General features: G+C 60.1%; 10 protein-coding genes. 8 read left to right on the forward strand and 2 right to left on the reverse strand.

The annotated features are described in order from the left end of the window. Window positions 1–3 precede the first annotated feature (3 nt). The 7 genes from AB4N43_RS27100 (at window position 4) to AB4N43_RS27130 (ending at window position 11,329) form a co-directional block, all read left to right on the forward strand. Complete coding sequence (locus AB4N43_RS27100; RefSeq protein WP_027925075.1) at window positions 4–1,731, forward strand: autotransporter assembly complex protein TamA; 1,728 nt, start codon at window positions 4–6, stop codon at window positions 1,729–1,731. Then, the gene (locus AB4N43_RS27105) at window positions 1,728–5,396 is read left to right on the forward strand and encodes a translocation/assembly module TamB domain-containing protein (RefSeq protein WP_460152297.1); all 3,669 of its coding nucleotides are present in this window, start codon (window positions 1,728–1,730) and stop codon (window positions 5,394–5,396) included. Before AB4N43_RS27100 ends, AB4N43_RS27105 begins: the two co-directional genes overlap by 4 nt. A gap of 478 nt (window positions 5,397–5,874) precedes the next feature. After that, window positions 5,875–6,294, forward strand: coding sequence for a DUF3757 domain-containing protein (locus AB4N43_RS27110; protein ID WP_197622302.1), 420 nt, complete (start codon window positions 5,875–5,877; stop codon window positions 6,292–6,294). A 266-nt stretch (window positions 6,295–6,560) separates the two neighbouring features. After that, window positions 6,561–7,034: a MarR family winged helix-turn-helix transcriptional regulator gene (locus AB4N43_RS27115; protein ID WP_027925078.1), complete on the forward strand. Its 474-nt coding sequence runs from the start codon at window positions 6,561–6,563 to the stop codon at window positions 7,032–7,034. Continuing rightward, window positions 7,031–8,500: an efflux transporter outer membrane subunit gene (locus AB4N43_RS27120; protein WP_460152300.1), complete on the forward strand. Its 1,470-nt coding sequence runs from the start codon at window positions 7,031–7,033 to the stop codon at window positions 8,498–8,500. Before AB4N43_RS27115 ends, AB4N43_RS27120 begins: the two co-directional genes overlap by 4 nt. A gap of 15 nt (window positions 8,501–8,515) precedes the next feature. Continuing rightward, window positions 8,516–9,733 (forward strand): HlyD family secretion protein, encoded by a 1,218-nt coding sequence (locus tag AB4N43_RS27125; RefSeq protein WP_027925080.1) that lies wholly within the window; start codon window positions 8,516–8,518, stop codon window positions 9,731–9,733. A 66-nt stretch (window positions 9,734–9,799) separates the two neighbouring features. Continuing rightward, window positions 9,800–11,329 carry a DHA2 family efflux MFS transporter permease subunit gene (locus tag AB4N43_RS27130; protein ID WP_027925081.1) on the forward strand — a complete coding sequence of 510 codons (1,530 nt, stop codon included), beginning with the start codon at window positions 9,800–9,802 and terminating at the stop codon, window positions 11,327–11,329. Window positions 11,330–11,455: 126 nt separating this feature from the next. On the opposite strand, the gene lpxH is transcribed toward AB4N43_RS27130, so the two are convergent. Continuing rightward, window positions 11,456–12,208: a UDP-2,3-diacylglucosamine diphosphatase gene (lpxH, locus tag AB4N43_RS27135; RefSeq protein WP_027925082.1), complete on the reverse strand. Its 753-nt coding sequence runs from the start codon at window positions 12,206–12,208 to the stop codon at window positions 11,456–11,458. After that, window positions 12,205–12,708 (reverse strand): peptidylprolyl isomerase, encoded by a 504-nt coding sequence (locus AB4N43_RS27140; protein ID WP_027925083.1) that lies wholly within the window; start codon window positions 12,706–12,708, stop codon window positions 12,205–12,207. Before AB4N43_RS27140 ends, lpxH begins: the two co-directional genes overlap by 4 nt. 250 nt (window positions 12,709–12,958) lie before the next feature. Here AB4N43_RS27140 and AB4N43_RS27145 point away from each other — a divergent pair, with 250 nt between their 5' ends. Continuing rightward, entirely contained in the window at window positions 12,959–14,659 is a 1,701-nt protein-coding gene (locus tag AB4N43_RS27145) for a glutamine--tRNA ligase/YqeY domain fusion protein (protein ID WP_027925084.1), read from the forward strand. Window positions 14,660–14,665: the final 6 nt, after the last annotated feature.

Below are 14,665 nucleotides of genomic sequence, written 5' to 3' on the forward strand. Positions count from 1 at the left end.
CCTATGAAATTTCCAGGACGAATTACCAGTGGCGCGTTGATGCTGTTCACCAGCTGCGCGGCGCTGGCGCAAAGTGAATTGGATGTGCGGATAAAACCGTCCAACGATGAACTGAAAGCCAATATAGAAGGCTATATCGGCAACCTCGGCGATCGTGACGAAGAAGCGTTGCTGCGCTTCAGTCGTGGCGCCGAGGATCAGGCGCGCAAGGCCGCCCAGGCCTTGGGGTATTACCAGCCGCAGATCGATAGCGATGTGAAGGGCGGCAAGACGCCGCGCCTGGTGCTCAACATCGATCCCGGTGAGCCGGTGCACCTGCGCACTGTCACGATTCGCGTCGACGGCCCGGCGGCCTCCCTCAAATCCTTTCGTGTGCCCCAGGGCGCGTCGCTGAAAACCGGCGCGGTGCTCAATCATGGCCACTACGAAGACGCCAAGCGCCTGATCCAGAATCAAGCCTCGCGCTTCGGCTTTTTCAGCGGCCACTTCACCCGCCAGAAATTATCGGTAGACCCGCGTGCCGGCGTGGCCGATATCGAACTGATCTACGAAAGCGGCCCGCGCTACGCCTTGGGCAAGGTCAGTTTCGAAGGCGACACGCCGTTTGACGAAGACCTGTTGCAACGCATGGTGCCGTTCAAGCAAGGCGCGCCTTATGACTCCGAACTCATCGCCGAACTCAACCAGGCGCTGCAATCGAGTGGCTATTTCGAAGGTGTGCGCGTCGATGCGGCACCGACGGCGTCCAAGAACGACGTGATCCCGGTGGAGGTCAAACTCGAAACGCGCAAGCCGCGAACCATGGGCCTGGGCCTGGGTTATTCCACGGACGTCGGTCCCCGGGTCAAGGCCAACTGGACCCGACACTGGGTCAATCCGCAGGGGCACAGTTATGGCTGGGAAGCCGAGCTGTCGGCGCCCCGGCAAAACGTCGGGCTGTTCTACGACATCCCGCTCGACCCGCCGTTGACCGACAAACTGCGTTTTGCCGGTGGTTACCAGAACGAAGACATCGCCGGCACTGACACCCACAGCAAGCTGCTGACCATCGGCCCGGAATGGCACAGCAAATTGCCCAGTGGCTGGCAGCGTGTGGTGTCGTTGAAATGGCAGCGTGAGGATTACTCCCTGGGCGACGACTCGGGTTTGAGTACGTTGTTGATGCCCGGCGTCAGCTATTCCTACCTGAAAAGTGACAACCGCATCGACCCGCACAACGGCTATCGCCTGCAATTCGAGTCCAAAGTGGCGAAAGAAGGCCTGGGCTCAGACAGCAACTTGCTCTACGGCACCGCGTTGGTGAAAGGCTTGACCACAGTCTTTGACAAACACCGCTTTCTAGGCCGGGTACAGGTGGGCGGCAGCGCCACCAATGGCTTCAGCTCAGTCCCGCCGTCACTGCGGTTTTTCGCCGGTGGCGATCAGAGCGTACGCGGTTACGACTATCAAAGCCTGTCCCCGGAGAACTCCGAGGGCGACCGCATTGGCGGGCGCTACATGGTCGCGGCCAGCGCCGAATACCAATATTCCATCGCCGAGAAGTGGCGGGTCGCGACCTTCGTGGACCAGGGCAACTCTTTCAATACACTCGAACTGCCAAACCTCAAGACCGGGGTAGGCATCGGCGTGCGTTGGGTCTCGCCGGTGGGGCCGATCCGCCTCGACCTGGCCCACGCGCTGGACGATGACGGCGGCATTCGGCTGCACTTTTCCATGGGGCCTGAGCTGTGAATCGTGGTTTGAAAATAACGCTGCTGGCGATTCTGGCGCTGCTGATGCTGGTTGTCCTGAGCATCGCCTCGGTGCTGGGCACGGCCACGGGCAGTCGCTGGGCGTTAGGCTTCGTGCCGGGTTTGACCGTCGAGAATTTCCAGGGCCGTTTGGGCGGGCAGTGGAGCGCCGATCATGTGCTGTGGCAGCAAGACACCAGCCGGGTTGAGCTGAGCAAGGTGATTTTCGCCTGGTCGCCGCTGTGCCTGACACGCATGACGTTGTGCCTTGAGCAAGTGAAGGCCGATCAAGTCAGCCTGCAATTTCCGCCCGGTGCTGAAGAAGAAAGCAGCGGGCCGATCAGCCTTCCGGATCTGAAGCTACCCCTGGCCATCGAACTGGGTGATGTGCAGATCGGCAGCCTGCTGTTCAACGGCAGTGAAGCACTCAAAGGCCTGCAACTGGCGGCGCACTGGACCGCGCAAGGGATGCAGATCGACTCGGTGAAGTTGCAGCGCGATGACCTGAGCCTGAACCTCTCCGGCTTGCTGCAACCCACCGGCAACTGGCCGCTCAAGGTTGAAGGTCAACTGACCCTGTCAGCCCCCGCGCCCTGGACGCTGGCGCTGAAGGTCGACGGCGACCTGCTGAAAACCCTGAACCTGAAAGCCGACAGCAGCGGTTACTTGAACGGACAGTTGACCGGCGAGCTGCAACCGCTGGCGGACAACTTGCCGGCCAAGGTACGCATCACCGCCGACGGCTTCAAACCCGCCGCCGACCTGCCAGACACCCTGCAACTCAATCAACTGGAACTCACCGGCGACGGCGATCTGAAAAACGGTTACCAATTGCTCGGTAAAGCCACGCTGCCCGCCGAACAAGGCCCGGTCGCGTTGCTGCTGCAAGGCAAGGTCGACGCCAAGGGCGCCCAGATCGCCGCCCTCGACCTCACCGCCAACGACAAGCAAAACCTCAAGCTCAGCGGCACCCTCGACTGGAGCAAAGGCCTGAGCGCCGACGCGAAAATCGCCTGGCTGGATTTCCCGTGGCACCGCCTCTATCCGCTGATCGACGAACCGGAAGTGGCGTTGCGCAGCTTCAACGGTGACATCTCCTACACCGACGGCAAGTACCTCGGCAGCTTCCAGGCAGCGGCGGATGGACCGGCTGGCGCTTTCACGCTGAACAGCCCGTTCAGCGGCGACCTGACGAAAATCTACCTGCAACAAATCCAGCTCCAGGCCGGGCAGGGCAAGGCCGAAGGGCACCTGAACCTGCAATTCGCCGACGGCATTGCCTGGGACACCGCGCTCGACCTGTCGGCGATCAACCCGGCGTACTGGGTGGCGGAATTGCCGGGCACACTGGCCGGACCGCTGCGCAGCAAAGGCGAGATGAAAAATGACACACTCAGCCTCACTGCCGGCCTCGACCTGAAAGGCAAACTGCGCGGGCAACCCGCCGTGATCCAGGCCAAGGCGGATGGCGGCGGCGAGCAATGGAACCTCAACGCGCTGCAAATCCGCCTCGGCGACAACAGCATCAACGGCAAGGGCAGCCTGCAACAGAAACTTGCCGGCCAGATCGACATCAAGATGCCGCGTCTGGCCCAGCTCTGGCCGCAACTGCGGGGGCAACTGAACGGCCGCATCGATGTCGCCGGTACGCTCAAAGCGCCGCAAGGCAAGCTCGGGCTGCAAGGCACGCAATTGGCGTTCGACGACAATCGCCTGCAAAGCCTCAACCTCGACGCCACCCTCGACAGCGCGCAACGGGCGAAAATCGACCTCAAGGGCAGCGGCATTCAGGCCGGTGAAACCTCACTGGGTACGCTGACCGCCAGTGGCCAGGGTGACATCAAACACCAGAAACTCAGCCTCGACCTGCAAGGCCCGCAGCTGAAACTGGCGCTCGGTCTCGACGGTGGGCTGGACAAAGGCAACTGGCGCGGGCGCCTGGCCAGCGGCGATATCCAGACCGGTGGGCAAGACTGGAAGCTGCAAGGCCCGGCGAAACTGGAGCGGCTGGCGGACGGCAAAATCAATTTCGGCGCCCACTGCTGGATGTCCGGCCCGGCCAGCCTGTGCGGTGAAGACCAGCGTTTAATGCCGGAGCCGAAGCTGCGTTTCCACCTCAAGCAATTCCCGATTGAAAGCCTGGCGCAGTGGCTGCCGAAGGATTTCGCCTGGAAGGGCAGCCTCAACGCCGACCTGCAACTGGACCTGCCGGCCAGCGGCCCGAACGGCCAGATCAGCATCGACGCCAGCGGCGGCACGTTGCGCATGAAGGAGAAGGACCAGTGGCTGGACTTCCCGTACCAGACGCTGAAACTCACCAGCAAACTCACGCCGAAACGTATCGACACTGATCTCAACTTCGTCGGCGGCAAACTGGGCGAACTGATGGTGCAGGCGCAGATCAACCCGTTGCCGAAAAACAAACCGCTCACCGGTTCGTTCCGCTTGAGCGGGCTGGACCTGTCGGTGGCGCGGCCGTTCGTCCCGATGGTCGAAAAGCTCACCGGGCGCCTGAATGGCAGCGGCACGATTTCCGGTGGCCTGTTGGCGCCGCAGGTCAACGGCAGCCTGCTGCTCAGCGACGGTGAAGTCTCCGGGGCGGAACTGCCGATGGCGCTGCACGCCTTGCAACTGAGAGCAGTGATTGTCGGTGAAACCGTGCAATTGAATGGCGACTGGAAAAGCGGCAAGGCCGGGCAGGGCACCCTCAACGGCAACATTGCCTGGGGACAGGCGCTGGTGGTGGACCTGGCGCTCAAGGGCTCGCAGTTACCTGTGACGGTTGAGCCGTACGCCAAGCTGGAAGTCGCGCCGGATTTGAAAATCTCGATGAAGGGCGATGAGTTGGCGATCGCCGGCAAAGTGCTGGTGCCCAGAGGCGAGATCACCATTCGCGAGTTGCCGCCTTCCACGGTAAAAATCTCCGATGACGTAGTAATCGTCGGCCAACAGACCGAAGAAGGCAAACCGCCCTTGGCCATGAAGATGGACATTGATGTGGTGGTGGGCGAAGACAAGCTGAGCTTTGCCGGGTTTGGCCTGACCGCGAATGTGCAGGGGCATGTGCACATCGGCGACAACCTGGACACACGCGGCGAACTGTGGCTCAACGACGGGCGTTATCGCGCCTACGGTCAGCGCCTGACCGTGCGCCGGGCGCGTTTGTTGTTTGCCGGCCCGCTCGATCAGCCGTACCTGGACGTCGAGGCGATTCGCCAGACTGACGACGTGATCGCCGGTATTCGCCTGAGCGGCAGTGCCGAGCAGCCGACCACGCAGATCTTCTCCGAACCGGCCATGAGCCAGGAACAGGCCTTGTCCTATCTGGTGCTGGGGCGCCCGCTGAGCAGCAACGGCGAAGACAACAACATGCTCGCCCAGGCTGCACTTGGCTTGGGTTTGATGGGCAGTTCCGGGGTGACCGGCGGGTTGGCCAAAGAGCTGGGAATCCAGGATTTCCAACTGGACACCGAGGGCAGCGGCACTGCCACCAGCGTCGTGGCCAGCGGCAATATCTCCGAGAAACTCAGTTTGCGTTATGGCGTGGGCGTGTTTGAACCGGCCAACACCATTGCCCTGCGTTACAAGCTGAGCAAGAAGGTCTACCTCGAAGCGGCGAGCGGCGTGGCGAGTTCGCTGGACATCTTCTACAAGCGGGATTTTTGATTTAAGAACTTCAAATGCTCCCTCCTCTTCATGTAATAACAATGTGAAGTAAGGAGGGAGGTTTTAGTGTGTGGGGATATTCACTATAAGGAATAAGAAAAGTTGTCGCGGTTTGAGGGATTAACTTTGTTGTTCTCGTAGGGCGAGTGGATGTTTCCTTGTGGGAAACTGTCTGTTTGTCTTTTTTGTGAGGCATGTGCTGATGAGGGTTTGATCGCTTCAGGTGTTGAGGCTATTGATGTCTAGGGGTTTGGCTGTCAGTTTGGATTTTATTTTTTTATTATTTGTTATTGTTTTGTAGTGGGGTAAGTTGACACGTTTTGATGTTTTTTTACTCATCTCTGCTATTTGTTGAAATGAGTTTCTGTACTAGGATGCGTCATCGCAATTGATGCGATCAATTGATTTATCTGACTGGGCTAATAACAAGTCGTAGATGGATGATGACTAATCTTTAAGTGCACATGGAGTAACAAGCATGACCGGTATTACCAACAAATTTTCCGCTGGCGTAGTTGTAATGATGGCTTTGATGGCTAATGCCTATGCCGGCAACGCTTGCCCGACTGTCGGGGCGATCCAGCAAACAGCGATGAAAGACGGCGGCTTTGTCTACACCGCAGCTGCCAGTAAAGGTCTGCAATGGACAGGCGAGAACCCGATAGCTGCAAAGGAGGATCTGATAGCCGTAGCCTTCGAGGAAGCGTATGTCGTCAACGCGAAAAACTTCGTAGCCTGCGATTACGTGGGACCAAAACGCGAAGGTGTGCGAATGACGTTGAAATCCGCTGACGCGGTGAAGCCAGTGGGCGCTGCCTGGACCAACCAGACCCAGGCCGATGGCAGCGTGCTGCCTCGTTGCGCGGGCGTGGCGCCGGAGCAGTGCACGTTTGAGTAAGTAGCCTCGCGCCGACCTGGTTCAAGCCTGGGTCGGCCACTGCGGCAACGTTGTAAGCAAAAAGCATAAAGATCGCAGTCTTGCGGCAGCTTCTACAGGGGTACATAAAAACCTGAAGAAGCTGCCGTAGGCTGCGATTTTTTGCTTTTGTGCTGCGCCATTTATCTGTCAAATACAAAGCAACCTAACTATTACGTTGACATTGGCTGCCTAGGCAGTAACATCTCGTCATACATTCACTGCTTAGGCAGCTAATTGGTGGTCAGATGAAGCATTTCACCCCAGACGATTTCGAAAACTGCCACCTCGGCCTCCTGCTGGGACGTGCCGCTCTGCTCAAAGACCGGATCATCGACACCCACATGGAACCCCACGGCATCACCGCCGCTCAGTTCAAGGTGATGATCATCGTGGCCCAGTTCGGCGTCGATACCCCGGCCGAGTTGTGCCGTCACCTGTCGCTGGACAGTGGCTCGATGACCCGCATGCTTGATCGCCTGGAACAGAAAGGTTTCCTCATCCGCCAACGCTGCGAGGCGGATCGCCGCCAGGTTCAACTGGTGCTGACGGCAGAAGGCCAGAACCTTGCCGACCGCCTGCCGCACATTGGCGCCGACGCCATGAACGAACTGGCCGGCGCCATCACCCCCGATGAGCTGAAAACCCTGGAACACCTCCTCAAGAAAATCCTGATAGCCGCCGGTGATTCGATCACCCTGCTGCGGGTAGGTGACAAATGAACAGTAAAACTCTGCGCACCGGGTTGAGCCTGGTCCTGGCCGCCATGACCCTGGCCGGTTGCGCCAGCTACAGCGGCTTGACCACAGAAGGCAAAAGCCTCGATGCGAAAACCCTAAAGGCCGGACAATCCCTCAGCGGCGTAAGCCTGTCGCCAGCGGCCTGGCCGAAAAGCGACTGGTGGAAAAGCCTCGGCGACCCGCAACTCGACGGTCTGATCCGCGAAGCCTTGCACGACAGCCCCGACATGCAAATCGCCGACGCCCGCGCGCACCAGGCCAGCGCTGCTGCCTATGCCGCCGACGCCGCGCGCATGCCGACCCTCGATGCCAGCGCCGGTGTCAGCCGCTCGCGTCTGGCCCGCGATCAGGACCCGACCGGGCAGGGCGGCACTTACGCCACCGTGCGCAACATCGGTGCCAGCTTCAATTACAACTTCGACTTGTGGGGCGGTCAGCGTGACGCCTGGGAAGCTGCATTGGGGCAGGCTCGCGCCGCCGAAGTCGATCAACAGGCCGCGCAGTTGACCCTGTCCGCCGACGTCGCCCGCGCCTACAGCGACTTGGGGCAGGCGCACATCGTCTACGACCTGGCCAATGAAGACCTCAAGCGCACTAAACAAATGCTCGATTTGGGGCAGCGTCGCCTGAGCTCGGGCATCGACAGTCAGTATCAGTTCCAGCAGACCCAAAGCCTGGAAGCCACGTCCGAAGCCAGCCTGATCGACGCCGAAAAACGCTTGAACAGCGCCAAAATCGCCCTGGCGGTACTGCTCGGCAAAGGTCCGGACCGCGGCAACGAAATCGCCCGACCGAAAATTCTTCAGGCCAGCGCAGTCGCTTTGCCATCGGTGCTGCCCGCCGAATTGCTTGGCCGTCGTCCCGACCTGGTGGCCGCTAGGTGGCGGGTCGAAGCCGCGAGCAAGAACATCGCCGCCGGCAAAACCCAGTTCTATCCCAACTTGAACCTCAGCGCCGCGGCCGGTGCCGAATCGTTGTTGGGGGATGCAATGTTTGGTTCGGCGAGCCGTTTCTTCAACATCGCCCCCACGATTTCTGTGCCGATTTTCGACGGTGGCCGCCTGCGCGCCGACCTCGATTCCCGCGACGCCGATTACGACCTCGCGGTGGCGCAGTACAACAAAAGCCTGGTGAAAGCGCTCGGCGATGTCAGCGACACCATTAACCAGTTGCGCGATATCGGCCGGCAAATCGGTGCCCAGCAGCATGCCACCGACATTGCCCAGGATTCTTACAACACCGTGGTCCAGCGGTACGGTTCCGGCATCGGTAACTACCTGGACGTGCTCAGCATCGAGCAGCAATTGCTCCAGGCCCAGCGTCAGCTGGCCAACCTGAATGCCGAGCAGATCGACTTGTCGATCCAATTGATGCAAGCGCTGGGCGGCGGTTTTCAGGGCGAAACCCTGACCGCAGCCAACGCCCTCCCAGCCACGCAGCACAACTAATTCAAGGTATTTGTCATGGCCACTGCCGATACATCTGCTGCTCCAACCAACACATCACCAGACAACGCTCAAGACACGAGCAATTCGCGTAAACGCAAAGTCATGCTGGTCGTTCTGGCCATCGTGGTTGTCCTCGCCGGTGTCGGCGTCTGGGGTTATCACGAACTCTTCGGGCGCTGGAACGAGAGCACCGACGACGCCTATGTGAACGGCAACGTGGTGGAAATCACCCCGCTGGTCACCGGCACCGTGGTCAGCATCGGCGCGGATGATGGTGACCTGGTCCACGAAGGCCAGGTGCTGATCAATTTCGACCCGAATGACGCCGAAGTCGGCCTGCAAAGTGCCCAGGCCAATCTGGCCCGCACCGTGCGTCAGGTGCGCGGTTTGTACAGCAACGTTGACGGCATGAAAGCCCAGGTCAACGCGCAGCAGGCTGAAGTGCAGAAGGCTCAGGACAACTTCAATCGCCGGAAAAACCTCGCCGCTGGCGGTGCGATTTCCCAGGAAGAACTGTCCCACGCTCGCGACGACCTGACCTCGGCGCAAAACGCCCTGGCCAACGCCAGGCAGCAATTGAAAACCACCAGTGCGCTGGTCGATGACACTGTGGTCTCGTCGCACCCGGACGTGATGTCGGCCGCCGCGCAACTGCGTCAGGCCTACCTGAACAACTCGCGCAGCACCTTGATCGCGCCGGTCACTGGTTACGTGGCCAAGCGCTCTGTGCAATTGGGTCAACGGGTTCAGCCGGGCACCGCGCTGATGGCGGTGATTCCGCTGGATCAACTGTGGATCGACGCCAACTTCAAGGAAACCCAATTGCGTGACATGCGCATCGGTCAGCCGGTGGACATCCAGGCCGACCTGTACGGCAGCGACGTGAAATTCAGCGGCACCATCGACAGCCTCGGCGCCGGTACCGGCAGCGCATTTGCCCTGCTGCCGGCGCAAAACGCCACCGGTAACTGGATCAAAATCGTCCAGCGCGTGCCGGTGCGGATCCACATCAACGCCGAAGAACTGGCCAGGCACCCGTTGCGCGTGGGGCTGTCGACTCAGGTTGACGTGAACCTGCACGACCAGAGCGGCCCGGTGCTGGCGCAACAGCCACCGCAAAAGGCCTCGTTCAGCACCAACGTCTACGACCGTCAGTTGGCTGAAGCCGACGCGATGATCACTCAGTTGATCCACGACAACAGCGCGGCGGTCAGCAAGACCGCGCAACGCTGATTCGCCAATCCCTCAGCGGCGCTCCGTTAATGGGCGCCGCGCCCTCCCGGTTTCAAAGGATTCGCGATGAGCAATAACGCCTCTTTCACGCCGCCCAGCCTGTTGCTCAGCACCATCGGCCTGTCGCTGGCGACCTTTATGCAAGTGCTTGACACCACCATCGCCAACGTGGCGCTGCCGACCATTTCCGGCAACCTGGGCGTGAGTTCGGAGCAGGGCACGTGGGTGATTACTTCCTTTGCCGTGAGCAACGCGATTGCGCTGCCGCTGACCGGTTGGCTCAGCCGCCGCTTCGGTGAAGTGAAGCTGTTTCTCTGGGCCACGGTGCTGTTCGTGCTGGCCTCGTTTCTCTGCGGCATCTCGACCTCGATGCCGGAACTGATCGGTTTTCGGGTGCTGCAAGGCCTGGTGGCCGGTCCGTTGTACCCGATGACCCAGACGCTGCTGATCGCGGTCTATCCCCCCGCGAGGCGCGGCATGGCCCTGGCGTTGCTGGCGATGGTCACGGTGGTGGCGCCCATTGCAGGGCCGATTCTTGGCGGCTGGATTACCGACAGCTATAGCTGGCCGTGGATTTTCTTCATCAACGTGCCGATCGGCGTCTTCGCAGTGATGGTGGTGCGCCAGCAACTCAAGGCGCGCCCGGTGGAAACCAGCCGCCAACCGATGGATTACGTGGGATTGATCACGTTGATCATTGGCGTCGGTGCGTTGCAGATTATCCTCGACAAGGGCAATGACCTGGACTGGTTCGAGTCGACTTTCATCCTGATTGGCGCGGCCATCTCCGTGATCGCGCTGGCGGTGTTCATCATCTGGGAAATGACCGATAAGCACCCGGTGGTGAACCTGCGGCTGTTCGCGTATCGCAACTTCCGCATCGGCACGCTGGTGCTGGTGCTCGGCTATGCCGGGTTCTTCGGCATCAACCTGATCCTGCCGCAATGGCTGCAAACCCAGATGGGCTACACCGCGACCTGGGCGGGGTTGGCCGTGGCGCCGATCGGGATTCTGCCAGTGCTGATGTCGCCGTTTGTCGGCAAGTACGCGCACAAGTTCGACCTGCGATTGCTGGCCGGGCTGGCGTTCCTGGCCATTGGCCTGAGCTGCTTCATGCGCGCCGGGTTCAACAATGAAGTGGACTTCCAGCACATCGCCCTGGTGCAACTGTTCATGGGCATTGGCGTGGCGCTGTTCTTCATGCCGACCCTGAGCATCTTGATGTCGGACCTGCCACCGAGCCAGATCGCCGACGGCGCGGGCCTGGCGACGTTCCTGCGCACACTGGGCGGTAGTTTTGCGGCGTCACTGACCACCTGGATCTGGATTCGCCGGGCGGATCAGCATCACGCGTATCTGAGCGAAAGCATCACCACATTCGATCCGGCCACCCGTGATGCACTGAACACCTTGGGCGGGGCGGGTAACCCGGCCTATGCGCAGCTGGATCATGTGCTGACGAGTCAGGCGTACATGCTCTCCACCGTGGATTACTTCACGTTGCTGGGCTGGGGGTTCATGGGGTTGATTCTGATTGTATGGCTGGCGAAACCGCCGTTTGCAGCGAAAGCGGGGCCGGCTGCTTCCGGTCACTGACCTAAACACAATCCACTGTAGGAATGAGCCTGCTCGCGATAGCGGATTCACATTCAACACTTTTGTTGACTGATCCACCGCTATCGCGAGCAGGCTCACTCCTACAAAGGGTTTTGTGTTCGGCAGTCAGTGAGTGGGAGCGGCCAATTGCGGTGGCGGGGTGAAGTCGAAGGGGGCCAGTGCAAACCCGTTCTCATCCACCTGCAACGCCCAGCCCTGGCGATCCCAATCCCCCAGCACAATGCGTTTGGCCGCTTGTTCGCCCAACTGCAACTTGTGGATGGCCGGGCGATGGGTATGGCCGTGGATCAAGGTTTTCACGCCGTATTCCTGCATGATCCGCGGAATTTCCTCCGGCGTGACATCCACGATGTCGTTGGCCTTCATCCGCGTTTGCGCGCGGCTTTCACTGCGCAGCTTGCGCGCCAGCTTATGCCGGGTGCGCAGCGGTAAATTTCGCAGGATGAACAGGCTGATCGGGTTGCGCAGGTAGCGACGCAGCTTCATATAGGCTTCGTCGCGAGTGCAGAGGCTGTCACCGTGCATCAGTAGCACCGGTTCGCCGTAAAACGGCACGACACTCGGGTCCTTCAACAGCGTGCAGCCGGCCTGTTTACAAAAGGCCTGGCCGAGCATGAAGTCGCGGTTGCCGTGCATCAGAAAAATGGCCGTGCCGCTGTCGCTCAATTCGCGCAGGGCCTGGCAGATGGAACGCTGAAAGGGCGTCATGGCGTCGTCGCCAATCCACGCTTCGAAAAAGTCGCCCAGAATGTACAGCGCACTCGCCGAGCGGGCGCGTCCGGCGAGCAAATCCAGAAACGCCCGGGTAATGTCCGGGCGCTCCTCTTCCAGATGCAAGTCTGAAATCAGCAGTATCACTCAATGATCTCGGCTTTCTCGATGATCACGTCGTCTGCTGGTACGTCCTGGTGGCCGGACTTCATGGTGGTGGCAACACCTTTGATCTTGTCGACCACGTCGGTGCCTTCAACGACTTTGGCGAACACGGCGTAGCCCCAGCCCTGAGTGGTCTTGGCGCTGTGGTTCAGGAAGCTGTTGTCAGCCACGTTGATGAAGAACTGGGCGGAAGCCGAATGCGGTTCCATGGTGCGAGCCATGGCCACGCTGTACTTAACGTTCGGCAGGCCGTTGTCGGCTTCGTTCTGGATGCTTGGGCGCTTGTCTTTCTTTTCTTTCATGCCTGGCTCGAAACCGCCGCCCTGGATCATGAAGTTACCGATGACACGGTGGAAAACGGTGTTTTCGTAGTGACCGGCTTTCACGTACTCGATGAAGTTGGCCACGGTGATCGGGGCTTTTTCAGCGTTCAGTTCCAGGACGATGTCGCCATGGTTGGTGGTCAGTTTGACTTGGGTCATGATCGGTACTCTTTAATGAATTCGTGGGTTTCGGGGCGTCAGGGCCCTTAACCGGTCCGGCCAACAGCAGCCAAGGTGCGCAGTTTAGCGCGACAGGCGTTAATTTCGAGGCTGTTTTTCAAAACAGGTGCATTAAACGCACCTGTTTTAGGGCCCGCTCTGTCAGCAGCTTGACAGCATCGGCTATGATAGCGGCTTTGTTTTGTCAGGCCTTTCGTTCCGGCCACGCACTTGTACGTTCAAGGATCCTATGAGCAAGCCCACTGTCGACCCTACCTCGAATGCCAAGACCGGCCCTGCCGTGCCGGTCAATTTCCTGCGCCCGATCATCCAGGCGGACCTGGACTCGGGTAAGCACACGCAGATCGTCACCCGTTTCCCGCCTGAGCCCAACGGCTACCTGCACATCGGTCACGCCAAGTCGATCTGTGTGAACTTCGGCCTGGCCCAGGAATTCGGCGGCGTCACCCACCTGCGTTTCGACGACACCAACCCGGCCAAGGAAGACCAGGAATACATTGACGCGATCGAAAGCGACATCAAATGGCTGGGCTTCGAATGGTCCGGCGACGTGCGCTTCGCCTCGCAGTATTTCGACCAGTTGCACGACTGGGCCGTCGAGCTGATCAAGGCCGGCAAGGCCTACGTCGACGACCTCAGCCCGGAACAAGCCAAGGAATACCGCGGCACCTTGACCGAACCGGGCAAGAACAGCCCGTTCCGTGATCGCTCCGTGGAAGAAAACCTCGACTGGTTCGCCCGCATGCGTGCCGGCGAGTTCCCGGACGGCGCCCGTGTGCTGCGAGCCAAGATCGACATGGCCTCGCCGAACATGAACCTGCGCGACCCGATCATGTACCGCATCCGTCACGCGCATCACCACCAGACCGGCGACAAGTGGTGCATCTACCCGAACTACGACTTCACCCACGGTCAGTCGGACGCCATCGAAGGCATCACCCACTCGATCTGCACCCTGGAGTTCGAAAGCCATCGTCCGCTGTACGACTGGTTCCTGGACGCGCTGCCAGTACCGGCGCACCCGCGTCAGTACGAATTCAGCCGCCTGAACCTGAACTACACCATCACCAGCAAGCGCAAGCTCAAGCAACTGGTCGATGAAAAGCACGTGTTCGGTTGGGACGATCCGCGCATGTCCACGCTGTCGGGCTTCCGCCGCCGTGGTTACACGCCTGCGTCGATCCGCAATTTCTGCGACATGGTCGGCACCAACCGTTCTGACGGCGTCGTCGATTTCGGCATGCTCGAGTTCAGCATCCGCCAGGATCTGGACCAGAACGCTCCGCGCGCCATGTGCGTGCTGCGCCCGTTGAAGGTGGTGATCACCAACTACCCGCAAGACCAGGTCGAGAACCTCGAACTGCCGCGTCATCCGCAGAAAGAAGAACTGGGCGTGCGCAAGCTGCCGTTCGCCCGTGAAATCTACATCGACCACGATGACTTCATGGAAGAGCCGCCAAAAGGCTACAAACGCCTGGAACCCAACGGCGAAGTGCGTCTGCGCGGCAGCTACGTGATCCGCGCCGACGAAGCAATCAAGGACGCCGATGGCAACATCGTCGAACTGCGTTGCTCGTACGACCCGGAAACCCTGGGCAAGAACCCTGAAGGCCGCAAGGTCAAAGGCGTGGTGCACTGGGTGCCGGCCGCTGCCAGCGTCGAGTGCGAAGTGCGTCTGTACGATCGCCTGTTCCGCTCGGCCAACCCTGAGAAGGCTGAAGACAGCGCCAGTTTCCTGGACAACATCAACCCTGACTCGCTGCAAGTCCTCACCGGTTGTCGTGCCGAGCCTTCGCTTGGCAATGCACAGCCGGAAGACCGTTTCCAGTTCGAACGCGAAGGTTACTTCGTCGCGGATATCAAGGACTCGAAACCAGGTCATCCGGTGTTCAACCGTACCGTGACCTTGCGTGATTCGTGGGGCCAGTGATTCAAG

The organism is Pseudomonas sp. S2_B07, from assembly GCF_054668435.1.